Genomic DNA, 25,444 nt, shown 5'->3' with positions numbered 1-25,444 from the left:
CGGCGAGCCGCCCTCGTTCGTGAGGCGTATATAGTCGCCACACAGCCAAACTGTCAACACACCATCCGCAAGTTTTTGAACTTTTTGCGACAGGGCTCGCTGGGCTCCAATATCCATGGCCAGCTGCCGTAGCGGAACTGGGACGTCACGGCGCGTCGCCCAAGAGGTGGTCAAGCGCGAGCCCTATTGCCGCCGCATTGCGGTTCGACACCAAGGCCAAGAAGCAGAGACGCAAAGCCGGCCGACATGACCTTTTCGGGGACTGCCAGTGGACAGCATGGCGGCCTCATCGGGACAAAACGGCGCCCCTCCGGGTTGAAGCGCTCTATAAGATAACTGCGCGAGGGGATTCGCCCAACCTGGCGCTTCGTTGACTTCACCTGCCGTGACGGGCAAATGTCACGGCATAACAAAAGCGACAAGCAGTTCCGCCCGGGGAAGAAGCAGCCTTTCTGGATGCCAGATACGGAAGATGTCATAGCCGAACTCGGCAATGAGCCGCCGCTTATCGCGGATGGCCGCAGCGGCCCGCCGGATCGGCGCGAGGTTTCGGCACGTTGGCTGTCCGGCACCTTTCTCACCGGCGTCACCTCCAGTGTGCTGATGGGCGTGGCCCTGTTCGCGGCCCTTGACGGGCGCCAGCAATTGGCAACGCCCCCCGAGATCGCGGAACTGATCAGCCTTGCCGGCAATGGTGATTCCGGCGAAGTGGCCAAGACGACCAGGCTGGTGGCCCCGCGTCAGATCGCCAAGGCCAAGGACCGCCGCCGTATGGAAGTGTCGATGGTGACCAAGGTCGGTGACCGCGACGTCATCCACACCATGCCTTTCGTCCAGATCAAGATGGCGCTTGCCGCCGGCCACACCACAAACCGGACCTATCCGCCCTTCGACCCGATGCAGGTGTTCGGAGATGACAACGACGACAGCCCGGCGCAGCCCGCGACGGCCGCGTCGGGTCAGATCTACGGCGCCAAGGTCGAAAGCGAGATGAGCCTGAAGACCGTGGATTTCCCGATCGAGACCGCCGCCTTCGACGAAAAGAGCGACCTTTCGGCCGACGAAGTTGAAAAAGTGGTCCGCGAAGCGGGCACCGACCTCAGCGACGGCGCCATACAGGTTGCCTCGCTCCACTATGTCGACCCGCAGCGATTCGGCGAGGCCTTTGCCGAGAGCATGGCCGGATCCTACGACGTCAAGATCGTGCCCGAGAACGTATCGGTGGCGCCGCGCGCGACGATCGACGACCAGGCGCCGGCCTTTGCCGAGGAGATCATTCCCTTCAACAAGGATCTCGACCTTACCGAGGCCTTTGCTGATTCGGGCTACACCGGCGAAGACGCCACCGGCATGGCCGAAGCGATCGGCAAGCTGTTGAACGCCACCACGCTCAAGGCAGGAACCGTGCTGCGTGTCGGCCTCGAGGTTCACGGCGATGCAGCCAAGGTCGTGCGCACCAGCGTCTACGACAAGACCACGCATATCGTCACCATCGCGCTCGACGACCGTGGCCAGTACGTGCCGGCACAGGAACCCGACCCGAACCCCGAATTGCTGAGCGCATTCGATGATTCGTCGGCACCGGTGGTGGTGCGCGGCAACCTGCCCAATATCTATGACGGGATTTACCGCTCCGCCTACTCCTACGGCATGTCCAAGCAAATGACCCAGCGGCTGATCAAGCTGCTCGCCTCCGACGTCGACTTCCAGTCCCGCCTCAGCCCTTCCGATCGCATCGACGTATTGTTCTCGCAGCCCGATGGCGACGATCAGACCTCCGACAGTTCCGAGCTTCTCTATGTCTCCGCAACCTTCGGCGGCACCACCCGCAATTTCTACCGCTTCCAGATGCAGGATGGCAGCACCGACTATTTCAACGAGGACGGCTCGAGCGCCAAGCAGTTCCTGCTGCGCAATCCCCTGCCCGCCGGCAAATTCCGTTCCGGCTTTGGCGCCCGCAAGCACCCGATCCTCGGCTATGTCCGCATGCACACTGGCGTCGACTGGGCGGCGCCCATCGGCACGCCGATCATCGCGGCCGGCAATGGCGTTATCGAAAAGGTCGGCTGGGCTGGCGGCTATGGCAAGCAGATCATCATCCGCCATGCCAATGGCTATGAGACCTCCTACAATCACCAGAGCGCTTTTGCCAAAGGCATGGAGCCGGGCACGCGTGTCCGTCAGGGACAGACCATCGGCTTTCTGGGCCAGACCGGTCTCGCCACCGGGCCGCACCTGCACTATGAGCTTATCGTCAACGGCACCAAGGTTGATCCGATGCGTGTCCGCTTGCCGGTCGGCAAGGTGCTGAAAGGCGATGACCTCGTCGCCTTCAAGCGCGAGCGCGAGCGCATCGATGACCTGCTGAAGCTGGAAGACAGCGATCCGCTGAAGGTGGCTAGCGCCAAGATCGACGGCTAGAACGTCTCAGCGGTTTTGGGGAAACGCTCGACCATTTTGTCCCAACGCAACGAGTGAAAACCGACAGGCGAATGAGCCTGATCTGGCTTCAACCACGAGAGCTCTCTGCGCGCTTCAGCCAAGGCAGCCTCTGGCCAGAAATGGTCATCCAGGCGACCACGGCCGAAAGCAGGCACAGCAGCGCGGTCACCAAGGAAACCGCTGAAAAAGCTGCATCGCCGGCGGAGAGCCTTGCCGCATCCATTCCCGGCGCCAGGCCAGCCGGCGCCGGTTCGCCAAAGCCGGGCATGCCGGGGATCGCATCGCCGCCCAGCGCGCCGGCGTAGACCCAGGCGGCAAGCGATCCCATCGCGGCCACGGCGATCAGGCCGCCAATGCGCGAAACGGCGTTGTTTATGCCGGAGGCGGCGCCTGTGTCCTTGTCCTCGACCGCCGTCATGATGGCGGTCGACAAAGGCGAGACGACCAGCGCCATGCCGAGACCCATCACTGTCATCAGCGGAAATGTTCCCATCCAGAAACTATGGATCCCGGCCTGGGTGAGCACGGCGAGCCCCCCAAAGGCGACAGCCACCACCAGGCTGCCGCAGGCTATTGGAAAGCGTGGGCCGATCCGGTCCGAAAGCTGTCCGACCGGCCCCGACAAAAGCGCGATCGAGACCGACAGCGGCAGAAAGATGAACCCCACTTCAGCCGTGCTCAGTCCCCATCCTGCAATGAGCAGCATAGGCAGATAGAAAAGATTGGCCGACAAGGCGAAATAGAGGAAAAACGTCGCGACATTGGCGCCGGCGAAGGCTCTGCTGCCAAACAGCGACAGATCGATCATTGGCTCACGCCGCCGGAGCTCGAAAACGATGAAGAGGACGAGCAGGACCACGCCGGCGGCGATGCTCGGCCCGGACATCTTGCCACCGCCGCTGTCACTCATCGAGGTCAGCCCATAGGCGAGCGCGCCGAAAGCCAGCGTGGCTAGCGCGGCGCCGCCGAGATCCAGGCTGCGTTTTTCCGTCGGCGCATCGGCGGGTATCTTGGCCAGCAGGAGATAGATCGAGACCATGCCGAGCGGCAGGTTGATGGCGAAGATCGCCCGCCAGATACCATCGCCGAACGCCGACAGCACGACGCCGCCTAGCACCGGGCCAAGCGCGGTGGTCAGCGCCGAAGCCGCCGCCCAGATGCCTATGGCACGGCCGCGTTCCTGCTTCGGATAGGCCTTTGCGATAATGGCGAGGCTGCCCGGCACCATGACCGCCGCGCCTATGCCCTGGATGGCGCGAAACGCGATCAGCAACACCGCGTTTGGGGCCAGCGCGCAGGCAAGCGAGGCAAGGACGAACAGGGCGATCCCGGCAACGAAGGCGCGGCGCAGGCCGAATCGATCGCCAGCCGCGCCGCCGGCGAGGATCAGCGCCGACAGCGTCAGCGCGTAAGCGTTGGAGATCCATTGCGCTTCGGCCAGGCTGGCGCCCAGATTGGTGCGGATCGCGGGCATGGCGATGGCCAGAATGGAACCATCGATGAAGCCGAGCGCCGACGCCAGGATCGCCGCGACCAGGACAAACTGCCGCCGCGACCGAGGACAGAAAGTACCGTCCCCCACAGGGTTGTCGGGCGGAGCGGCTGCGGCTTCGGCTGGTGAATGCATGGACCAATGCTTAGACCGCATCCGCCGGGGCAGCAACCGGCCAAGGGCGGTGCCCCTCGTGCCCAGCCGTTAGGCCAGGATTTGCGCGCTCCAGGCTACGGCGCGATAGCCGCGCTATTGGATACCGCCTGCTCGCTGATGCGACTGACCCTACTCGACGAATTCCACCGTCACACCCGGCGAGACAAGTTTGGCCAATTCGCGCGCGTCCCAATTGGTGAGCCGCACGCAGCCATGACTTTCGGTCTTGCCGATCTTCGACGGGTCCGGCGTGCCGTGAATGCCGTAGGTTGGCTTGTCCAACGCGATCCACACCGAACCGACCGGACCATTCGGTCCTGGCGGAATGGTAAGGATCTTGTCGTTCTGGCCCTGCTTGAAATTGATGTTGGGATTGTACGTGTAGTTGGGATCCAGCGCGACACGCGAGACGGCATGCGTGCCGGACGGCGACGGCGTATCGGAAGAGCCGATGGTCGCCGGATAGGCAGCGACCAGCTTGCCGGAGGCGTCGTAGGCGAAAACCTCTTTCTTGTTCTTGTCGGCGATGATCCGGGCAACCGGCGTGGAGACAAGCTTGCCGAAATTCGCAACCTTTACAATGGTACCGGGACGATTGAAATTGGCGTCGGGGTTAAGCCCCTTCAGATAGTTCTCGTCCATGTGGAACCGTTCGGCGAGCGCCTCGGTCACCGAGGTGTACGCCATACGGTCGAGTTGCGCCTTCTGGCTGTAGTCTTCGGGGATCGAGGCAACATAGGGGCCCGCCGCGTCCTCCGGCGTGATGGTATAGTTGGCGAACGCGTCACCGCCGGTTTCCGCCAGGGCGGCCTTGATCGCGACCTCGTCGGTCGAACGCAGATTGCTGCCCGTGATCTCGTTATAGGCGGCAAGCGCCTTGTCGACATTCGAGCCGAAACGTCCGTCGATGACGCCGGGCGAAGCACCGCCGCGGTCGAGCAGGACCTGCAGCGCCGCGACGTCCTGGCGAGCTCCAAGCGATAAAGACGGATCGACGCTCGTCTTGCCGCCGGTTTGTGGCGGCGGCACCGCCTGGTCGCCCGGCACGGCAGGTTGCGCGGGCTCTATCGAAGCCTCATTCAAAGGCTTTCGCTTGATTGGAGCGGGCTTCGCCGGCTGGGGCCCGTCTGGATAGTTGTTGTCGTAGCCGCCGTCATCCTCTTGGGAAGGCGGATAGGCTTCGACCGAACCGTCACTGTCGGGATCGTATTCGTCCGCGGGGGGTGCGATGACCTGGCCGTCATCTTCCATCCTTTTGCGGCGGAACCGCGCCATGTCTTCAGGATCGTCTAGGTAGTAGCGGTCGTCGTCGACAGGAGCCCGACCCAGCTGGCGGGGAAGCGCATCGCGGCGCAGCGCACGTCGATCGAGGCGTGACCCGGGCGGCTGAATGGCGATGACCTTGCCGGTATCGGCATCGACGATGACACGATTGCCCCGGGCGTCGTAGTAGATGTCGAGATTGCCGTCCTGGGCGATGAGGATGCCGCCTTCGGAGCGCACGATGCGTCGCGCATTGTCAAGCGTTGGCGCCGCGAACGCTGCGGAAGACGCAAACCAAACGGCGAGTACCGAAAGGGTGAAGATGGTGCGTGACATGAGCCAAGCTCTCCGGTCCGTAATTGCCGTCGCCCGGCGTGTTGCTGTTAGGCGAACCCCTTCGCCTGGAAACCAGTTGTCCAAACTATGGTTCCAATATGAACCGGGCATGAAGATGGCCGTTTTCCGGCGCCACATGGAATATTAGCCGGGATGCGGCAAACCTAAAGCGTTGCCTGAGGCGGGTCGCAGACGTCGGCCCAAGCGTCGGTCCCACCTTTGACATGACATCGCCGCGCGCCCGGAGGCGCGCGGCGTTGGAATTAGGCCGCCGCTTCGGTGGCGACAAGCGTCGGCTTCGATCGGAAGTTCAACCGGTCGGAACCGGCGGTCACCTTGACGCTGGAGCCGTCGAGAATGTCGCCAAGTAGGATCTTCTCTGCCAGGGGGTCCTGCAGTTCCTTCTGCATCACCCGCTTCAGCGGCCGGGCACCATAGGCCGGGTCGTACCCTTTGGCCGCCAGCCACTCGATCGCATCCTTGTCCAGAGACAGCGTGATCTTGCGGTCGACAAGCAGGCTTTCCAACCGCTTGAGCTGGATTTCGACGATTCGGCCCATATCCTGACGGCGCAACCGGTGGAACAGGATCACTTCGTCGACGCGGTTGAGGAACTCCGGCCGGAACGACGCCTTGACGACATTCATCACATCGTCGCGGACCTGGTCCACATCCTGGTCCTCGCCGAGATTGACGAGATATTCGGCGCCGAGATTCGACGTCATGATGATCAACGTGTTGCGGAAGTCGACGGTCCGGCCCTGGCCGTCGGTCAGGCGGCCGTCATCGAGCACTTGCAGCAGCACGTTGAACACGTCCGGATGCGCCTTCTCGATTTCGTCGAACAGCACGACCTGATAAGGCCGACGCCGCACGGCTTCGGTCAGCGCGCCGCCTTCCTCGTAGCCGACATAGCCGGGAGGCGCACCGATCAGTCTCGCGACCGAGTGCTTCTCCATGAATTCCGACATGTCGATACGCACCATGGCGCTGTCGTCGTCGAACAGGAAACTTGCCAGCGCCTTGGTCAGTTCGGTCTTGCCGACGCCGGTCGGCCCCAGCAAGATAAACGAGCCGATTGGCCGGTTCGGATCCTGCAGGCCCGCCCGCGCGCGCCGCACCGCCTTGGAAACGGCTTGCACCGCCTCGCCCTGGCCCACCACCCGCTTGCCGATCTCGTCTTCCATGCGTAGCAGCTTGTCGCGTTCGCCCTGCAGCATCTTGTCGACAGGGATTCCCGTCCAGCGCGAGACGATATGGGCAACATGGTCGGGAGTGACGACCTCTTCGACCATACCGGCCTTGCCGTCCTGCGCCTCGGCGTCCTTGAGCTTCTTTTCAAGCTCCGGAATCCTGCCATAGGCAAGCTCGCCGGCTCGCTGGAATTCGCCCTTGCGCTGCGCAATGGCCAGGTCGTTGCGCGCTTCGTCGAGCTGCTTCTTCAAGTCGGCCGCGAGCCCGAGCTTCTGCTTCTCGGCCTGCCATTTGGCGGTAATCTCGGTTGAGTCTTCCTCGAGGTCTGAAAGTTCCTTTTCAAGGCGAGAGAGCCGGTCCTTCGAGGCGTCGTCAGTCTCGACCTTCAGCGCCTCGCGCTCGATCTTGAGCTGCATGATACGGCGGTCGATCTCGTCCAGGGCCTCTGGCTTCGAATCGACCTGCATGCGCAACCGGGACGCGGCTTCGTCCACCAGGTCGATGGCCTTGTCGGGCAGGAACCGGTCCGCGATGTAGCGGTTGGAGAGCGTCGCCGCCGCCACAAGCGCGGAGTCGGAGATGCGCACCTTGTGGTGCTGCTCGTACTTTTCCTTCAAGCCACGCAGGATGGAGACCGTGTCCTCCACCGTCGGCTCGTCGACAAAGACGGGCTGGAAACGGCGGGCGAGCGCAGGATCCTTCTCGACATGCTTCCTGTATTCATCGAGCGTTGTCGCGCCGACGCAATGCAGTTCGCCGCGGGCCAGCGCCGGCTTCAACAGGTTAGAGGCGTCCATCGCGCCATCCGCCTTGCCGGCACCGACCAGAGTGTGCATCTCGTCGATGAACAGGATGATGTTGCCGCTGGCCGAGGTGACTTCCGAGAGCACGGCCTTCAGCCGCTCCTCGAATTCGCCGCGATATTTGGCGCCGGCAATCAAGGCGCCCATGTCGAGCGCCATCAACTGCTTGTCCTTCAGCGATTCCGGCACGTCCCCATTGACGATACGCAGCGCCAGACCTTCGGCGATTGCCGTCTTGCCGACGCCCGGCTCGCCGATGAGCACCGGATTGTTCTTGGTGCGGCGCGACAGGACCTGGATCGTGCGGCGGATCTCGTCGTCTCGGCCGATGACCGGATCGAGCTTGCCGGCGCGTGCGTCGGCGGTCAGGTCGCGCGCGTATTTCTTCAGCGCGTCATAACCCTGCTCCGCGCTCGCCGAATCGGCGGTGCGGCCCTTGCGGACATCGTTGATGACCTGGTTGAGCGCCTGCGCGGTCACGCCGGCCTTAGCCAGGATGTCAGCCGCCTTGGCTGACTTTTCCATGGCGAGCGCCTGCAGGAGCCGCTCGACCGTGACGAAGCTGTCCCCGGCCTTCTTGGCCAGTTCCTCGGCGGTCGAAAACACCTTGGCCAGCGGCTGCGTGAGATAGAGCTGGCCGTTGCCGCCCTCCACCTTGGGCATAGCTTCGAGCGCCGTTTCGACGCCGAGCTTGACGTCTCGGACGGTGCCGCCGGCGCGCTCGATCAAAGACGCGGCAAGGCCCTCATCGTCGTCGACGAGGACTTTCAAAATATGTTCGGGAGTAAACTGCTGGTGGTTGCGCGACAGCGCCATGGTCTGTGCGGACTGGATAAAGCCGCGCACGCGCTCTGAATATTTCTCAAGATTCATTTATGTGTCTCCTTCCATCACCGGCCCGCTTGGCAGCACCGGATCCGATTGCGGTGACGGACCCGCCCAATCGGGCCGGATCCTGTTCAGCCCAGATATGGTGAATGGGCCATGCCGTCTCAAGACGCCTTGATGTGGGTCAACACATATTATTCCACCGCCGCCCAAACGAAAACGGCGGGAATCTCCCCGCCGTTCAACGTCTTGACGTGCCGTCCGATCAGCTGTCGATATCGGCGGGTTCGGCGTTGCCGCTTTCGACGGGAGCAGCAGCCTCGCCCGCATTGGCATTGTCGCCAGCGCCATCGACTTGGCCGACACTGATGCGGGGACGGCGAGGACGCTTGGGACGACGGACAGCACCGTTTTCTGCAACCGCTTCATTGAGCTCGGCCTGGGCGGCAAGGCCGGCAGGCGAAAGGTTCTGGAACGCAGGAGCCGGCTCGGCGGTAACGACCGATTCGATCGGCGAAGTCGCCTCGACCTGACCAGGAGCTTCGTTACGCTGCTGCTGACCCACCTGTTCGGCGGATCCATGGTCGCGCTGGCCATTCTGGCCATAGCCGCCATTGGGGCGGCGATCACGATGACGGCCCCCATTATTGTCGCGGCCATTATTGTCACGGCCGCCGTTATTGCGCCCGCTATTATTGTCGCGGCCGCCTTCCCTGTTCAGCGCCACCTCGGCCGGAACGCCTTCGATCACCGGCTGCGGACCGCCGCCGTGACTGACGGGCGTCGGTGCCTCGGAGTTCGCGTTGCCGGCATTGCCATTGTCGAAATCGTCGCGATCCTCGTCGCCGTCATCGTCGAAATCATCGCGATTCTGCTGCGTGTTCTGGATCGGCATCTGCGCCTGCGCGGCGGCGATGATGCGATTGTAGTGTTCAGCGTGCTGGAGATAGTTCTCCGCCATGACCCGGTCGCCGGAGCTATGCGCATCACGGGCCAGGGTGGCGTATTTTTCGGCGATCTGTTGAGCCGATCCACGGATCTTCACGTCCGGGCCGTTGCTCTCGTAGTTACGCGTCAGGGGATTCGGCCCCTTCCGGTTATTATTGTTGTTATTATTGTTGTTGCCACCGCCGCCGCCATTGTTGTTGCGACCGCGCATGCGCCTGTTCTGCTGTTGTGGCCTCATTAGACTCTCTTCATTTTGAAATTTTTGAAAACTCGTCCCGAACGGAGGCGCTCATGCGGCCAGCCGTTTGGTTTCTTCACCGGCGTTCGCCCGCATCGATTGCGTTGGCGCCACGTGCCATCCTGTTCCGGTTGCATCACTTGCCGGACGATTCCCGCACGAAGCTTGGGCGTCGTTTGCGCAAGAAGGCAGCTATTTCCAAGGAAACCGAATCGCTAAGAGCACTGCCTGCTTCGTCTCATCCGGTTGCGGCGACCCTAGCCGCATTCCCTTGTATTGCCAAGCGCTTTTTTCGCACCGCTTCAAGGCTTTCCCAGCTGAAAGACAAGAACCCTGTCATTTCCGCCCAGATCGCGAAATGCTCCCGCTGGCTCATAGCCGGCTGCACGGAATATCTCGCCAACCTCGTCGCGTTGCGTGTGGCCGATCTCGACGGCGATTGTGCTTTCAGATCCCAGAAACCTTGCCGCCTCGGCAGCGATTATCCTGTAGGGATCCAGACCATCCTCGCCGCCATCTAGGGCCCGGAGCGGATCGAAATCGCGCACTTCGTCCTGCAGATTTCGGATGTCTTGGGACCGTATATAGGGTGGGTTCGCGACGATTACATGGTATCGGCCCGAAACTTTTTCGAACCAGTCCGACCGCAGCGTGGCGAATCGCCCGGAAAGACCCAGTTGGTCGGCATTGCGGCGCGCCGTCTCCAACGCATCCGTCGATATGTCGACGCCAATGGCAGTGGCAGCCGGCACGGCATTGAGCAGCGCCAGTGCGATGGCGCCCGTCCCGGTGCCGAGGTCGAGAATGCGGCATCCGCCCTCGCGCGCCGCGACCGCCCGGACGAAGGGCAGCAACGCGTCGACCAGCGTTTCGGTATCTGGCCGCGGCTCCAGTGTTTCCGGCGACAGTGACAGACGCAGGCCGTAGAATTCGCGATAGCCCAGGATGCGGTGCACCGGTTCGCCTCTTGCCCGCCGGCTCAAAGCGGCGTCGATTGCCGTGACCGCGCTCCCGTCGACCGTGCGATCCGGATCGGCCATCGCCTGAGTGAGGTTCGTACCGGAAAAGTGCTCGACGATCAGCCTTGCATCGAGCGCCGGGTCCTCGACCGCGGCGGCGGCAAGCCGGGTCCGCGCTTCCCGCAGCAGGGACCCCAGCGCCTCGGGCCGCCGTTCAGCCATCGATGCCTATGTCGGCGAGCAGTTTCGACTGATGGTCCGCGATCAGGGCGTCGATCACTTCGTCGAGTTCGCCCATCATCACCCTGTCGAGCTTGTAGAGCGTCAGGTTGATGCGATGGTCGGTGACCCGGCCTTGCGGAAAATTATAGGTGCGGATCCGCTCCGAACGGTCGCCGGAACCGACCTGCGCCTTGCGGGATTCGGAACGTTCCTCGTCGGCCTTGCCGCGCTCGAGGTCATACAGGCGCGCCCGCAGGATCTGCATGGCCTTCGCCCGGTTCTGATGCTGCGACTTTTCCGCTTGCACCACCATAATGCCGGTCGGCAGATGGGTGATGCGCACCGCCGAATCCGTGGTGTTGACATGCTGGCCGCCCGATCCGGAGGCCCGCATCGTGTCGATGCGGATGTCTTCGGGCCTGATATCGATGTCGACCTCCTCGGCTTCCGGCAGGACGGCCACAGTGGCGGCGGAAGTGTGGATGCGCCCGCTCGCCTCTGTCGCGGGCACGCGCTGCACACGATGCACGCCGGATTCGAATTTCAGATGGGCGAAGACACCCTTGCCGGAGATCGTGGCGATGATTTCCTTGAAGCCGCCGGCATCGCCGTCGCTGGCCGACACGGTCTCGAAACGCCAGCCGCGTTCGGCGGCATAGCGCTCATACATACGAAACAGGTCGCCGGCGAAAAGCGCGGCCTCGTCGCCGCCGGTGCCGGCCCGGATTTCGAGAATGGCGTTCTTGTCGTCGGCGGCATCCCTCGGCAACAGAAGGATCTGGATATCCTTCTGCAACTGCTCGATGCGGTTCTCGACCTCGTGCAGATCGGTCTCGGCGAGGTCGCGCATCTCGGCGTCGGTGCCCCTGTCGGCAAGCATCGCCTCCAGATCGGCCTGCTCGCGCTCGGCCGAGCGCAGCGCCCTGACCTTGACGACCATGTCCTGGATTTCCGCATATTCGGACGCCATCCGCACATAGGCATCCGGCGCCGGTCCGGCCGACATCTGCGCCTCGAGCATTTCGAAACGCTTGACGACTTGGTCCATACGATCGCGGGGCAGGTTGACCATGATCTGATGTTACAACGGGATCGCGCGGTCGTCGGCGAAGGCCTGCAGCAGCGCCCGCATCGGCAGCCCCTGCGCCGGCGCCATCAAATTGTCGTCGAAGAAGGCCTTCAACTCGTCGAGCGGCAATTCCGTCAGCATCGCCTTGACGGGGCCGATCGATGCCGGCGACATCGAGATCGAACGGAAGCCGAGGCCGATCAGCGCCATGGCCGATATCGGCTTGCCGGCGAGTTCCCCACACAGCGTAACCGGCGTGTTGTTGCGCACGCCCGCGTCGGCGATCTGCTTCAGCACGCGCAGGAACGGCGTCGACAGCGTGTCGAAGCGGTTGGCCAATTGCGTGTTGCCGCGATCGACGGCCATGACGAACTGGAACAGGTCGTTCGAGCCGACGGAGACGAAGTCGACGGCATTCATCAATTCATCGAGCTGGAACAGAAGCGAAGGTACTTCCAGCATGGCGCCCACCTTGAGGCTGGTCGGCAGATGATGGGCGAACCGGGACAGATGCCGCACCTCGCGGTCGATGATCTCACGCGCCTGGACGATCTCGCCAAGCTCGGTCACCATTGGCAGCATCAGCTTGAGTTCCCGACCGCCGCTGGCTTTGAGCAGTGCGCGGATCTGGGTGCGCAGGAGCCCCGGCCGATCGAGGGTGAGACGGATCGCCCGCCAGCCAAGCGCCGGATTCTCTTCCTGGACGGAACCCTTGAAATAGGGCAGCACCTTATCGCCGCCGATATCGATGGTGCGGAACGTCACCGGCTTGCCGCGTGCGGCCTCCAGCACATCGCGGTAAAGCCGCTCCTGCGCCTCGGCGCGGGGAAATGTCGAGGCGACCATGAATTGCAGCTCGGTGCGGAACAGGCCGATGCCGGCGGCACCTGCCTCCGCCAGCTGCGGCAGGTCGACGGCAAGCCCGGCATTCATCAGAAGGTCGACCTGGACGCCATCCTTGGTCGTGGATGGCTTCTTGCGCAGTTCGCGATAGACCTCCTGGCGGCGGGCCCGGAACCGCACCTTCTCGGCGTAGGCCGCTTCCAGATCGGATTGCGGCCGCAGGTGGATGGTGCCTTCCTCGCCGTCGACGATGATGGCGTCGCCGTTTTCCGCCATGGAAACGGCGCCCTTCATCTGCCCGGCCACGGGAATGCCCATGGCCCGGGCGACGATGACGACATGGCTGGTGGCAGCACCATCCTCGAGCACCAGGCCGCGCAACTTTTCCCTCGGATAATCCAGCAGCTCGGCAGCGCCCATCGAACGGGCGACGATGATGGCATCCTTCGGCAGTGATGCGGCGACATCGTCGGGGCCGCGTCCCATCAACTGACGCAGCAGTCGGTTGGCAAGGTCGTCGAAATCGCTCATCCGCTCGCGCAGATAGGGATCGGTCATGTGCAGCATGCGGGCCCGCATGTCGCTCTGCACCTTTTCAACGGCAGCTTCGGCGGTCAGGCCGTTGCGGATTGCTTCCTCAAGCCGGCGGACCCAGCCGCGATCATTGGCGAACATGCGATAGGCTTCCAGCACCTGGCGATGCTCGCCCTCGAAGGCGACGTCGCGCCGTTCCAGCATATCGTCGATGGACAACCGCAGCGAGCCGAGCGAGGTCTCCAGCCTTCTGGTCTCCTCCTCGCTGTCCTCATTGAACAGATTCGTGACCACGATTCGCGGCTCGTGCAGCACGACATGGCCGAGCCCGACACCTTCATTGAAGGACATGCCGGTGAAGCTGACCGGGCGGCGCAGGTCGAGCTCGAGGCCCGGCCGCGTCAGCCGCGCCAGGTCGCCCGTGGCGATCATCTCGGCGATGACCATGGCGGTGGTTTCGAGCGCCTCGACCTCGTCGTCGCGGTAGTGCCGCATCGTCTTGTTCTGCACGACGAGCACGCCCAGGGTACGCCCTGCCCGCAACACCGGCACGCCGAGGAAGGAATTGTAGATCTCTTCTCCGGTTTCCGGCAGGTAGGCGAAGGCCGGGTGTTCCTGCGCATTGGACAGGTTGAGCGGGCGCGCGCTGGCCGCGATCGTGCCGACAAGGCCCTGTCCCAGCCGGAGCTGCGCCAGATGGACGGCGTTCGGGTTCAGGCCCTCGGTGGCGTAGAGTTCGAGCACCGAATCGGCGCGCAGCACATAGAGCGAGCACACTTCCGCGACCATGTTGGACGCGATGTCGCGGACAATCCGGTCGAGCCGCTCCTGCGGCTCCAACGGCTCCTGCATGAGCTCGCGGAGCCGTTTCAGCAAAACGCGCGGGCCACTGGCCTGGTCACGCATCGCGGCTTCTTCTCCAATGGGTCTTTTGCCCGCCGCAGTTTCCACCGCGACCGACGCACACGCAACAACTCAAATCGTTCTCGCTACTGCTTATCCAGACCGTAGACGGAATGCAAAGTACGAACCGCGAGTTCGGTGTATGGACCGTCGATCAGTATCGAAATCTTGATCTCGGAGGTCGTGATGGCGCGGATGTTGATCGCCTTGTCGGCCAGCGCCTTGAAAGCGGTGGCGGCGACGCCGGCATGGCTCCTCATGCCGATGCCGATGACCGAGACCTTCGACATGCCCGCTTCCGACTGCACGACATCATAGCCGATGTCGGCTTGCAAGCGCTCGAGCACGGCAAGCGCCTTGTCCACATCGCCCGACGGCACCGTGAAGGTCATGTCGGTGAACTTGCCGTCCTCGGAAATGTTCTGGACGATCATGTCGACATTGATGTTGGCCTCGGCCAGCGGCCCGAAGATGCCGGCGGCTACGCCTGGGCGGTCGCCGACACGGCGCAGCGAAATCTGCGCTTCGTCCTTGGCATAGGCAATTCCGGTGACGACCTGCTGTTCCACGATCTCTTCCTCGTCGCAAATGAGCGTTCCGGGCGGATTGAGCAAATCCCCCATGCCGGGCGCATCCGGATCGTCGAATGACGACCGCACGAAGGTACGCACCCTGTGCACCATGGCAAGCTCGACCGACCGCACCTGCAGGACCTTGGCGCCGAGCGAAGCCATTTCCAGCATTTCCTCGAACGAGATCTTGGCCAGCCGCCGCGCCTTGGGCTCGATGCGCGGATCGGTCGTGTAGACCCCGTCGACATCGGTATAGATGTCGCAGCGGTCGGCCTTGACCGCCGCGGCGATTGCCACCGCACTGGTGTCGGAGCCGCCGCGGCCTAGCGTGGCGATCCGGTTGTCCGGGCCTATGCCCTGGAAACCGGCGATCACCGCCACCTGGCCCTCGCCGAAGCGCTTGATCAGGAATGCCCCGTCAATGTCGAGGATACGCGCCGCACCGTGCGCATTGTCGGTCTTGATCGGTATCTGCCACCCCTGCCAGGAACGGGCATGCACGCCCATGTTCTGCAAGGTGATTGCCAGCAAGCCGGCGGTGACCTGCTCGCCGGACGCGACCACCGCGTCATATTCGCGCGCATCGTGCATCGGCGAGGCCTCGCGCGTCCAGGCGACCAGTTCGTTGGTCTTGCCTGCCATCGCTGAAACCACGACCGCTACCTCATGGCCGGCATCGACCTCACGTTTGACGTGACGCGCCACATTGCGGATGCGGGCGATGTCGGCGACGGAGGTTCCGCCGAATTTCATCACGATGCGCGCCATGGAAGCGAAATGCCTTTGACTGGATGCCGGACTCCGCCGGAAGCGGAGGTCCCGAAAAGCGGAACAACGTCCGGCTGACGCCGGCAGTTGAATGCGCGGCCTCCTTAGCCAAATGACGAAGGTTTCGCAAGGCTGCCGGCTGATTGCCACACGCGATCACGGACGCTGGAGACATATTGCTTTCCCAGTCGCCGCCGCTTACGAAATGTCGCCTGCGGAAAGTCCTTTTGGTTCGGCTTAACAGATGATTGCTCGTCTCCGACGCGCCACGCGGTGGCAATCGCTTCCGCTTGTCGCCGGCTTCGCGGTGCTGGCGTTGATCGTCGGCGCCCGCAGCCTGCTGGTCGAGGGCCAGAGGGCCAACCGGATCGCCGCTCGCAACGCGATAGAGTATCAGCAGTTGCTTTCAGGACTGCTTTCGCTGGCGCAAGATGCTGAAAGCAGCCAGCGCGGTTATCTGCTTACCGGGGACAAGACCTACCTCGAACCATACCGGAAGGGTTTGGCTTCCCTGACGGGCCTGCTCGCCCGCATCGACGAGATGACGGCCGGCGACGACAGTCGCGTCCTTCAGGTGGCCGGACTGAAGGACGCCTTGAAATTGAAGCTCGACGAGTTGGAGCAGACGCTTCGGCTCTATGAGTCCGGCGACGCGGCAAAGGCGCTCGAAGTGGTGCGCGGCGGTCAGGGCAGGGCCGCCATGGATCAGATCCGCGAGCGCCTGGAAACGATCCAGCGAACCGGTGGCGCCGAACTTCAGGCTCGTTATGCCCGCACCGATCGCGTCGAATACTGGTTGCGCATTGGCTCGTTTATGGCGCTGCTGGCGATCTTCCTGCTCGCCGCATACACGATCCGCGAGTCGCGCCGCCGGTTCCGCGATGTCATCCTGGCCCAGGACCAGCTGAACCGGCAGAATGTCGCGCTGACCAACGAAATCGCAACGCGCGAACAGGCCGAATCCCAAATCCGCCAGATGCAGAAGATGGAAGCGGTCGGCCAGTTGACGGGCGGTATCGCGCACGACTTCAACAACATGCTGGCCGTGATCATCAGCGCCATGAACCTTGCCCAGCGCAAGCTGGCGCGCGGTGAGCATGACATCGAGAAATTCATCGAAGCGGCGACGGATGCGGCAACCCGTGCGGCGAACCTGACGGCCCGACTGCTTGCCTTCTCGCGTCAGCAGCCGCTGGCGCCCCAGATTGTCGACACCAACCGTCTGGTCACCGGAATGTCGGACCTGCTCCGGCGGGCCCTGGGCGAAGCCATCCGCATCGAGACCGTGCTGGCAGGCGGCCTGTGGAAGACCCATGTCGACCCGAGCCAGATCGAGAATGCCATTCTCAACCTGGCTGTCAACGCGCGCGACGCCATGGGTGATGACGGCAAGCTGACCATCGAAACCGCCAACAGCCATCTCGATGACAACTACGCCGCCACTCACCCCGAGGTCACGGCTGGCCAGTATGTGATGATCGCCGTCAGCGACACCGGTGTCGGCATGCCGCCGGACGTCATGGCGAGGGCCTTCGAGCCGTTCTTCACCACCAAGCCGGTCAACAAGGGAACCGGTCTTGGGCTGAGCCAGGTATTCGGCTTCGTCAAGCAGTCGGGCGGCCACGTCAAGATCTACTCCGAGCCTGGCGAAGGCACGACGATCAAGATCTACCTGCCGCGATTCTTCGGCTCGGAGGACACGGTCGCGCCCTCGGGACGGGGCGAAAAGGCCGCCACGCCCGTCACCGAAATGATCCTCGTCGTCGAAGACGATCCAAGCGTGCGCGCCTCCACCACGGATGCCTTGAGCGAACTCGGCTACACCGTCATCAATGCCGCCGACGGCCACGAGGCGTTGCAGAAACTGGCGCAAAACCCAAGCGTCGCCCTGCTCTTCACCGACATTGTGATGCCGGTGATGAATGGCCGCAAGCTCGCGCAGGAAGCGCTGCAGCGCGTGCCGCATCTGAAGGTGATCTTCACCACCGGCTTCACCAGGAACGCCGTGGTGCACAACGGCGTGCTCGACCATGACGTGCACTTCCTGGCCAAACCCTTCACCATCGAGCAACTCGCCGCGAAACTGCGCGAGGTGCTGGACGCTTAGCAGGCCAGCAGCGGCCCCGTAGGCACGGTCGCCCCCCGCATTGAGAATTGTTGCCTTGACATTCGCTTCCTCGCGCCCGACTTCCTAGCGCTGTGCGTCAACCAAGAGCTCTAGGAGACCAATCGATGCCGGAGCCCCGACGATCGACGATCGATGCCGGAGAAGTGGAACGCTTTTCCGCCCTTGCCGCCGAATGGTGGAACCCGAACGGCAAGTTCCGTCCCCTGCACAAATTCAATCCTGTTCGCCTCTCCTATATCCGCGACCAGGTGGCGACGCGTTTTGGACGCGATCCACGCGCGGCAAGACCTTTCGAGGGTCTGCGCATCCTCGACATAGGCTGCGGTGGCGGCCTCTTGTGCGAGCCGATGGCACGGCTCGGCGCCGAAGTGGTGGGGGCCGATGCCTCCAGAACGAATATCGAAGTGGCTAAGCTGCATGCCGCCGAGAGCAATGTGAGCGTCGACTATCGCGCCACGACGGCCGAGGATCTGGCTGATGCCGGCGAGACATTCGACGTCATCCTCAACATGGAGGTGGTCGAGCATGTCGCCGACATCGACCTGTTCGTCGCCAAATGCGGGCAGATGGTCCGGCCCGGCGGCATCATGTTCGTGGCCACCATCAACCGTACGCTGAAGGCGTTGGGCCTTGCCATCATCGGCGCTGAATATGTGCTGCGCTGGCTGCCGCGCGGTACGCATCAATTCGGCAAGTTGGTGCGGCCGGAAGAGCTGGAAAAGGCGCTTCGCGATGCCGGCCTGACCATCATCGACCGGACAGGCGTGACCTACAACCCGCTCGCCGACCGCTGGTCGCGATCGAAGGATTTGGACGTCAACTACATGGTCCTGGCGGAAAAGGGGTCGGTCTGACGCTCCAGCGGTTCAGGCATTGGATGCCCTAAGCTTTCTGACTTTGCGCCCTGGTTGTGATGAATACGCCGGCGGTGACGATGATCGCTCCCGCCCAGGTCAGCAACCGATAGTGCTCGCCGAGGAAGATGGTGCCGGCAAACAGGCCTACGGCTGCCGCCACGTAGCCGATCTGGCTGAGATAGACCGGGCCGCCGACCCCTTGCAGCCGAAAGAAGAACGCGAACATCGCCGACGCCGAGGCAACCTGTGCGACGACGACCAGCGGCACTGCGCCAAGCGGTGCGAAGGCTCTTACGCCAAGCAAGGCGAGAATGCCGGCGAGCAGCAGTGCCGCCGCAGCCAGATGGCTGCCCACGGCAAGCTCGATCGGGCCGGCGCCTTCCGGCCAGTCGACCGTGCGGTAAATGTTGCCGGCGGCAAGGCTGACCGGAATGAGCAGACCCATCACCACCCAAAACAGGTCGGCCGGCTGACCGGCCTCGCCGCGTGTCACCGCCACCATGACGGCGCCGACGAAGCCGACAGCGATACCGGCGACCCCCAGCATGTTGGGACGCCGAACGCGCAGCAGGATCGAGAACACCAGCGTGATCACCGGCGACAGCGTGAACATGATGCCGGTATAGCCGGCGCCAAGATGCGGTATGGCCGAGAACATCAATATATTGGGGACGGCATAGGATATGGCCGCGGTGACGAAGAAGTAGCGCAGTTTTCGCCGGGTGAGCCGCATACGCTGGCCGCGCAGGAGCAACGAGCCGAGAAGCACGGCGCCGGCGCCTAGCGAGATGACGAAAGCCCAGACCATCGCTTGAACGCCGGCTGTCGTGGCAAGCTTGCCAAACGGTAGCGTCAGGCCGAGCAGGCCGCCGGTGACGACCAGGAGGCCGAGGGCGGAATGCCACAGTGTTTTCATGATCGAGCCCTGTCGTGCGTGGCCTTGGCCAGCAGTGCATCATGCGGTATGATAATGCAAAGATTCTTTACGTCAAGATACATGATGGTGAGATAGTGGATCGAGCAGCGAGGGCTATCGAACAATGGGAACGGGAGCGGCCCGATCTCGATGTATCCCCGATGGCGGTGCTTGGACGGCTGAACGAAGCCGCGTCCCTGATCGCCCGTGAACGCCTCGGGCCACTGTTCGCCCGCTATGGATTGCAGTCCGGGGAATTCGATGTGTTGGCGACGCTGCGCCGCTCCGGTTCCCCCTACGCGCTGACGCCAACCGCTCTTTACGAAGCGACGATGGTAACGTCAGGCGCCATGACCAACCGGCTCGACCGGCTCGAAACTTCCGGATTGATCCTGCGCGGCCCGCACCCCAACGATCGGCGGGGCATTGTCGTGCGGCTGACCGAAAAAGGTCTCGCCTTGATCGACGAGGCCGTCACCGCCCATGTGGCCAACGAACATCAAATCCTGTCCGGCCTGACACGGGCCGAAAGGGAAACGCTTTCTCGTCTGCTGGAGAAATTGATCGGGACCGTGACCTGAGCGGTCAGTTGCGATCGTCGGGGAATACCGGGATGGGCATGAATTCGATGCCATCGTCGGCGAGGCTCCTCGCCTCCTCGATCGTCGCCTCACCGTAGATGCCGCGCACATCGCTTTCGCCGAAGTGGATCTTGCGCGCTTCCTCGGCGAACCTGTCGCCGACATAGTCGGCATTCTGGCGCACTTTCTCGGCCATCGCCTTCATCTGGGCCAGGGCCTGCTTCTGCGCCTCGCCCATGGCGAGCGCGATCGTTTCCTGCTTGCGCGCCGTGGAGACGGCAGGCGCCATCAGGGCCTTCTCGACCTTGTGCGAACCGCAAAGCGGGCAATCGACGAAGCCGCGCTTCTTCTGGGTATCGAAATCGTCGTTACCGCGGAACCAGCCTTCGAATTCGTGCTCGTGCTCGCAGATCAGAGAAAAGCGGATCAAGACGCCGCACCCCGCAGCAGCGGCGCCGCGTCCACGCCGGAACTGACGGTGAAATCCCGGGCATTCCTGAGGTTGGGTATTTTCTTGCGCGCGGCGCTTGACTGCCCCGGATCGATCTCGGCGACGATGACCGCCGGCTCGTCATGCGCTGCTTCGGCGATGACTCGTCCCCACGGATCGACGATCAGCGAATGGCCATAGGTTTCTCGCCCATCCTCATGCAGGCCGCCTTGCGCCGCGGCCACCACATAGGCGCCGTTCTCGATGGCGCGTGCCCTGAGGAGAACATGCCAGTGCGCCTCGCCGGTCTGGCGGGTGAAGGCGGCGGGAACGCTCAACACTTCCGCCCCAGCCATCGCCTCGGCACGGAACAGTTGCGGGAATCGCAAATCGTAGCAGACCGCCAACCCCAGTTTTGTGCCGTCGAGGTCGGCTACAACGGCCTCGGTGCCGGGTTCATAGGCGGCCGATTCACGCCAGCTCTCGCCATTGTCGAGATCGACGTCGAACATATGAATCTTGTCGTAGGTTGCAATCGTGCCGCCATCCGGCCCGAACAGCAGCGCCCGGTTGGCCAGCTTGCCGTCGGCGCGCAGGATGGCGGTCGAGCCGACATGCACGAACACGCCAAGCTCCTTTGCCAGCATCCGCGCGGCGGAGACGATGATGTCCTTGTCCTCGGAGGTGAAGGAAGCGGCGCGCGCCTGCTTGTCGCGGATCAGCGCCCCGGTCATCTCAGGGGTCTGGATGTAGGTGGCACCGCGCAACGCGGCCTCGCGCACAAGCCGTTCGAAATCCGCTGCATTGCGCTCGGGGCTTTCACCTGAACGCATCTGGATCGCGGCGGCCCTGAAAACACCCATGGTCATATCCTCAAATCGCCGCGCCATTGGCAAGCAGCCTGTCGAGCCTGCCATCGGCCTCCAACTCGTGGAGATCGTCGCAGCCTCCGACATGCGTGTCGCCGATGAAAATCTGCGGAAAGGTCGTACGGCCATGCGCGCGCGAGATCATCTCCTGGCGCAGCTCGGGGGAGAAGGACGCATCGTGCTCGGTATAGGCGACGCCTTTGCGTTCAAGCAGCCGCTTGGCCGCAACGCAGTAGCCGCACATCATTCTTGTGTAGATTGTAACGTCGACCATGACGAATTCCGTTGTTCGTTGCCGACTTATATAGTCGCGGACTCGTCCGCCCGAAAGTCCCCCGGCAACACACGCGCGAAGGTCAGCACATCGACGGCGGCGGCGCCACCTCTTTTCAATGCTTTCGTTGCGGCGCGCACTGTGGCGCCCGTGGTGTAGACATCGTCGATCAGCAGGACCCTGCGGCCGGCAATCTCGATTTCGGCCTCCGCCGGCACGCGAAAGGCGGCTCGCACATTCTCTTCGCGTTCCGCACGCTCCAGCCCGACCTGCTGGCGCGTGAGCTTGACGCGGCGCACCGCCGAGGGCGCGAAGGGCAGGTCGCTGAGCAGCGCCACGGCTCTCGCCAGTTCCGCCGACTGGTTGAAGCGCCGCCTGAAGAAACGCCGCCAGTGGAGCGGCACCGGCACCACCACATCCGCCTCGGCGATGAGATCTGCGCCGGCCCGCACCATCCAGCCCGCCATCCATGGCGCGAGATCGGTCCGATCCTGGTATTTGAGCCCCTGCACCATCTGGCGGGCAACCCCGGAATAGGCGACGGCGGCCCGAGCCCGCTCGAAGGGCGGCGGGTCGGCAATCGCCTCGGCGGAGAGAAAACCGTCGCCCATATTGTGAGTGAATGGCGTGCCCATGACCGGGCACCAGGGCCGTTCCAGCAGCCGCAGCTTCGGCCAGCACGCTCCGCACAGCACGCCTGGCCGCGAGACAAGCCGGCGGCAACCGGAGCAAACCGGCGGAAACAGAATGCGCGCCGGCCAAGCCAGGGCTGATCGGGCCAGGCTCCGGATCTCGATGGGCTTGATCTTGGGCATCGGATCGGCCACGTGATTGGTTCCTGGTGACCATATCAATCACATCGGCGCCTAGCCAAGCAAGGAACCCCGGTTTGCAGCCCATAGTGGATAGTTCTCTCTGGCTGGCGCGCAAGCGGCGCGCCCTCGCCCATCCAGCCGACGGAGCCGATTTCCTGATGCGCCGCGCCGCCGAAGACCTGGCCGACCGGCTGGGCGCCGTCGGGCGAAGCTTCGGCAGGGCGGCGGCGCTGTTTTGCCAGACGCCGGCCGCGGCCGAGGTGCTCGAAGCGAGCGGCAAAGTCGCCGACATCGTCCGGGTCGAGGCGCACGCTGCTTTCCTGAATGGCGCCTCCGGCCTCGTGGCACCGTTGGAGACCGTGCCCTTCGATCCGGAAAGCCTTGATCTGGCGGTCTCGCTGCTATCGATGCAGGCCATGAACGACATTCCCGGCATGCTGGTCCAGGTCCGCCGCGCGTTGCGGCCCGACGGACTTTTCCTTGGCGCCTTCGCCGGCGCCGGCACGCTTGCCGAGTTGCGCGAGAGCCTCATTACTGCGGAGACCGAGCTTCATGGCGGCGCCAGTCCGCGTGTCGCTCCGTTCACCGACGTGCGCGACGCCGGCGCGCTGCTGCAACGGGCCGGCCTCGCCCTGCCTGTCGCCGATGTCGAGACCGTGACGGTCCGTTATGAGAGCATGTTTGGCCTGATGGCGGATCTTAGCGCCATGGGCGAGACCAGCGCACTCGTCGATCGCAGCAGGCGGCCGGCGGTGCGGAGCTTCCTTGCCCGCGCGGCGGAGATCTATGCGGAACGATTTTCCGACCCGGACGGCCGGGTAAGGGCAAGTTTTTCGATTGTCTGGATGTCGGGCTGGGCACCGGACGTCTCGCAGCAAAAGCCGCTGAAGCCCGGCTCGGCCACTGTCTCGCTCAAGAAGATACTGGAAGCGCCCAAAGGCGAATGATCGCTTGCGAAGCGAGCCCCGTCAGCGCGCGAACGCGTCTGACAGCTTGTGGCTATCGTCGCTCAACAGCCAATTGACGGCATTAAAGGCCTGGCTGACGCCGCCCACGATCGCCAGCGACAGCACGGTGAGGATCAGGCAATATTCGACCGCCGTCGCTCCGTTGTCGTTTTTCAGAAAGCGCAGCAGCACTGGTGTCATGAGTTGGGCCCCTCTTGCCGGAACCCTAACGTCTACCTGTTAAGAAACGTTAACGGCACAGGCTTAACAGCCGGTGAAACCACGTTTCAGAAGAAGCGTTGAGGTCTCAGCAGTCGCCGCTGCTCGTGCCATCCGACCTTATGATGCAGACTGAACCGGGTAGTGACTGCAGAACGCTGCGTCGCACCGTATAGGTGACGCGATGATCGATCGAGCCGGTGGCGGCCATGTCGAGCCCCGCGGCATCATCGCGGGCCGACAACAGCGAACGCGTTTCACTGTCTAGCAAGGTCGCGGCGACCAATGCCAGTGCGACGATGGCCGAACCGAACAGCAGTGTGATCCGCAACAGGCCCATGCCCGCTTCCGCTGCGCGCAAACCGCGGTCCGGCCGGATGGAATCCCAATCCCTGTCTAGGCTCATGCCATGGTCCCCTGGATCAATTCCGCGAACAATCGGAGGCGGTTTCCAACCGGATTCCTCAAACAAAGAGGCGGAGCGGCTCGCCGTTTCCTCGACCGGTGAAAGTCTTGGCGAATCGGCGGCACGCAGCGACTTGCCTCAATCTTTCACGGCAAGATAAATCATCCATTAACGATGCCGTTCAGGCCGTCATCAGCGTAACGCCCCTGTCGCGCCGTGAGAGCTCTCAGAGAAGATCGATGAGGAACGGAATCAAAGGCGCGTCGGCCGGCGGCATCGGATAGTCTCGCATCTGCTTTGGCCGCACCCATTTCAACGCCTGCCCTTCCCTTGGCCGCGCGATGCCCCGGAAGCGGCGGCAGACGTACAATGGCATCAGCAAATGGAAATCATCATAGGAATGGCTGGCGAAGGTCAGCGGCGCGAGGCAGGGCATGTCGGTTTCGATGCCGATTTCCTCCTGCAACTCGCGGATGATGCATTGTTCAGGTGTTTCGCCGGGCTCGACCTTGCCGCCGGGGAATTCCCACAGGCCGGCAAGTTGCTTGCCCTCGGGCCGCTGTGCCAGCAACACCCGGCCATCGGCATCGATAAGCGCGCAGGCCGCGACCAGAAGCAGGCGTTTGCCGGCGATCGTGACATCATTCATGCCGGTCTTCGCCCATGCCAACTTTCACCCATGTTCTGGCGGCCGACGGTAGTGATAGCGATAGACTTCGTCGAAGCCGAGGGAACGGTAAAGCGCCAGCGCCGGGACGTTGTCGGCTTCGACCTGCAGCCAGGCTTCCCGCGCGCCACGCAAGCGCGCCCATTTCAACGCCGACAGGATCAGGTTGCGGCCGTGGCCCCTGTTGCGCGCCGACCTATGGGTAGCGACCTCGAACAGGCCGGCAAGGTCGCCATCATGCACGCAGATCAGCGTCGCCAGCGGCTCGGCTCCCTCTTCGAGCGCGAACAGCCCCGCCTCCGGCTGGATGGCGCCGATGATTTCCGAAAGTCCGGGCCGCAACGAGACGTCGGAGCCGCTGACCTTCAGCGCCGCACCGATGAAGCGGCTGATATCCTTCAGCGGAATCTGGTCCATGGCGCCATCCAGCCGCGCATCGGCAAGCGGCAGCCGCATGACGAGCGATTCGTCGAACCGGCTCCAGCCCTCCTTGTCGAGATGACTGGCCAGATCGGGCCCCGACAACGGCGACATGCGGAATGTGAGCGGCCGGCCATAAGCATCGAAACGACGGCTGGCGCGGCCGATGCGGTCGGCGATGTGCTGGATATCGCCCGGATCGAGCGGGTTGACCGAGTTCAGCCGCTTGGCCGGATGGCCGGCGGTCAGCCGCACCACCCAGGTTCCGTCATAATGGACGGCCGCCGCTGGCCAGGCGCGGAAACCGGCCGCCTCGTAGCGGCGCACGGTCGCCAGCATGCTGGC

At 63.4% G+C, this 25,444-nt stretch carries 22 protein-coding genes; 5 read left to right on the top strand and 17 right to left on the bottom strand.

From position 1 onward, the window contains the following. Positions 1-456: 456 nt before the first annotated feature. Positions 457-2,421, top strand: coding sequence for a M23 family metallopeptidase (locus tag LB513_RS21820; RefSeq protein WP_224665592.1), 1,965 nt, complete (start codon positions 457-459; stop codon positions 2,419-2,421). 88 nt (positions 2,422-2,509) lie between these two features. Here LB513_RS21820 and LB513_RS21815 read toward each other — a convergent pair whose 3' ends face one another. The 8 genes from LB513_RS21815 to LB513_RS21780 form a co-directional block, all read right to left on the bottom strand. Beyond that, on the bottom strand, positions 2,510-4,069 hold the full coding sequence (locus tag LB513_RS21815) for an MFS transporter (protein ID WP_224665591.1): 1,560 nt from the start codon (positions 4,067-4,069) through the stop codon (positions 2,510-2,512). 150 nt (positions 4,070-4,219) lie between these two features. Further along, on the bottom strand, positions 4,220-5,689 hold the full coding sequence (locus LB513_RS21810) for a L,D-transpeptidase family protein (protein WP_224665590.1): 1,470 nt from the start codon (positions 5,687-5,689) through the stop codon (positions 4,220-4,222). 263 nt (positions 5,690-5,952) lie between these two features. Then, a complete protein-coding gene (gene clpB, locus LB513_RS21805; protein WP_224665589.1) occupies positions 5,953-8,559 on the bottom strand; it encodes an ATP-dependent chaperone ClpB in 2,607 nt (868 codons plus the stop codon). A gap of 220 nt (positions 8,560-8,779) precedes the next feature. Further along, complete coding sequence (locus tag LB513_RS21800) at positions 8,780-9,700, bottom strand: DUF4167 domain-containing protein (protein WP_224665588.1); 921 nt, start codon at positions 9,698-9,700, stop codon at positions 8,780-8,782. Positions 9,701-10,002: 302 nt separating this feature from the next. Next, positions 10,003-10,881, bottom strand: a complete 879-nt coding sequence (gene prmC, locus LB513_RS21795) for a peptide chain release factor N(5)-glutamine methyltransferase (RefSeq protein WP_224665587.1) — start codon at positions 10,879-10,881, stop codon at positions 10,003-10,005. Further along, the gene (gene prfA, locus LB513_RS21790; protein WP_224665586.1) at positions 10,874-11,953 is read right to left on the bottom strand and encodes a peptide chain release factor 1; all 1,080 of its coding nucleotides are present in this window, start codon (positions 11,951-11,953) and stop codon (positions 10,874-10,876) included. Before prfA ends, prmC begins: the two co-directional genes overlap by 8 nt. Before the next feature lie 9 nt (positions 11,954-11,962). Continuing rightward, positions 11,963-14,233, bottom strand: coding sequence for a phosphoenolpyruvate--protein phosphotransferase (ptsP, locus tag LB513_RS21785; protein WP_224665585.1), 2,271 nt, complete (start codon positions 14,231-14,233; stop codon positions 11,963-11,965). An 83-nt stretch (positions 14,234-14,316) separates the two neighbouring features. Then, positions 14,317-15,570 (bottom strand): aspartate kinase, encoded by a 1,254-nt coding sequence (locus LB513_RS21780; RefSeq protein ID WP_224665584.1) that lies wholly within the window; start codon positions 15,568-15,570, stop codon positions 14,317-14,319. Positions 15,571-15,814: 244 nt separating this feature from the next. Here LB513_RS21780 and LB513_RS21775 point away from each other — a divergent pair, with 244 nt between their 5' ends. Together LB513_RS21775 and ubiG are read left to right on the top strand one after the other, a co-directional pair. After that, complete coding sequence (locus LB513_RS21775; protein ID WP_224665583.1) at positions 15,815-17,677, top strand: CHASE3 domain-containing protein; 1,863 nt, start codon at positions 15,815-15,817, stop codon at positions 17,675-17,677. 125 nt (positions 17,678-17,802) lie between these two features. After that, positions 17,803-18,552: a bifunctional 2-polyprenyl-6-hydroxyphenol methylase/3-demethylubiquinol 3-O-methyltransferase UbiG gene (ubiG, locus tag LB513_RS21770; protein WP_224665582.1), complete on the top strand. Its 750-nt coding sequence runs from the start codon at positions 17,803-17,805 to the stop codon at positions 18,550-18,552. Between the two features lie 28 nt (positions 18,553-18,580). On the opposite strand, the gene LB513_RS21765 is transcribed toward ubiG, so the two are convergent. Next, positions 18,581-19,471 (bottom strand): DMT family transporter, encoded by an 891-nt coding sequence (locus LB513_RS21765; RefSeq protein ID WP_224665581.1) that lies wholly within the window; start codon positions 19,469-19,471, stop codon positions 18,581-18,583. Positions 19,472-19,566: 95 nt separating this feature from the next. On the opposite strand from LB513_RS21765, the gene LB513_RS21760 reads away from it, so the two are divergent. Continuing rightward, positions 19,567-20,052 (top strand): MarR family winged helix-turn-helix transcriptional regulator, encoded by a 486-nt coding sequence (locus tag LB513_RS21760; RefSeq protein ID WP_224665580.1) that lies wholly within the window; start codon positions 19,567-19,569, stop codon positions 20,050-20,052. Between the two features lie 4 nt (positions 20,053-20,056). Here LB513_RS21760 and LB513_RS21755 read toward each other — a convergent pair whose 3' ends face one another. Genes LB513_RS21755 through LB513_RS21740 form a run of 4 tightly spaced genes read right to left on the bottom strand, consistent with a single transcriptional unit; the run spans position 20,057 to position 22,452 of the window. Next, the gene (locus tag LB513_RS21755; protein ID WP_224665579.1) at positions 20,057-20,482 is read right to left on the bottom strand and encodes a DUF1178 family protein; all 426 of its coding nucleotides are present in this window, start codon (positions 20,480-20,482) and stop codon (positions 20,057-20,059) included. Next, the gene (locus tag LB513_RS21750) at positions 20,479-21,345 is read right to left on the bottom strand and encodes a carbon-nitrogen hydrolase family protein (RefSeq protein WP_224665578.1); all 867 of its coding nucleotides are present in this window, start codon (positions 21,343-21,345) and stop codon (positions 20,479-20,481) included. Before LB513_RS21750 ends, LB513_RS21755 begins: the two co-directional genes overlap by 4 nt. 10 nt (positions 21,346-21,355) lie before the next feature. Further along, positions 21,356-21,625 (bottom strand): glutaredoxin 3, encoded by a 270-nt coding sequence (grxC, locus tag LB513_RS21745; RefSeq protein ID WP_224665577.1) that lies wholly within the window; start codon positions 21,623-21,625, stop codon positions 21,356-21,358. Between the two features lie 26 nt (positions 21,626-21,651). Continuing rightward, entirely contained in the window at positions 21,652-22,452 is an 801-nt protein-coding gene (locus LB513_RS21740) for a ComF family protein (protein ID WP_224665576.1), read from the bottom strand. A gap of 62 nt (positions 22,453-22,514) precedes the next feature. Between LB513_RS21740 and LB513_RS21735 the strand changes: the two genes are divergently transcribed. Further along, positions 22,515-23,387 (top strand): class I SAM-dependent methyltransferase, encoded by an 873-nt coding sequence (locus LB513_RS21735; protein ID WP_224665575.1) that lies wholly within the window; start codon positions 22,515-22,517, stop codon positions 23,385-23,387. 21 nt (positions 23,388-23,408) lie between these two features. On the opposite strand, the gene LB513_RS21730 is transcribed toward LB513_RS21735, so the two are convergent. The 4 genes from LB513_RS21730 to LB513_RS21715 form a co-directional block, all read right to left on the bottom strand. Beyond that, positions 23,409-23,588 carry a Flp family type IVb pilin gene (locus LB513_RS21730; RefSeq protein WP_224665574.1) on the bottom strand — a complete coding sequence of 60 codons (180 nt, stop codon included), beginning with the start codon at positions 23,586-23,588 and terminating at the stop codon, positions 23,409-23,411. Positions 23,589-23,694: 106 nt separating this feature from the next. Next, positions 23,695-24,012: a hypothetical protein gene (locus tag LB513_RS21725; protein WP_224665573.1), complete on the bottom strand. Its 318-nt coding sequence runs from the start codon at positions 24,010-24,012 to the stop codon at positions 23,695-23,697. 226 nt (positions 24,013-24,238) lie between these two features. Beyond that, positions 24,239-24,661 (bottom strand): 8-oxo-dGTP diphosphatase MutT, encoded by a 423-nt coding sequence (gene mutT / locus LB513_RS21720; RefSeq protein ID WP_224665572.1) that lies wholly within the window; start codon positions 24,659-24,661, stop codon positions 24,239-24,241. 24 nt (positions 24,662-24,685) lie between these two features. Then, complete coding sequence (locus tag LB513_RS21715) at positions 24,686-25,438, bottom strand: GNAT family N-acetyltransferase (protein WP_224665571.1); 753 nt, start codon at positions 25,436-25,438, stop codon at positions 24,686-24,688. Positions 25,439-25,444: the final 6 nt, after the last annotated feature.

This window comes from Mesorhizobium sp. ES1-1 (genome assembly GCF_020164785.1).
Lineage (GTDB): Bacteria > Pseudomonadota > Alphaproteobacteria > Rhizobiales > Rhizobiaceae > Mesorhizobium.
Note: the sequence above shows the minus strand (reverse complement) of the source record. Positions and strands in the feature narration are given on the sequence as shown.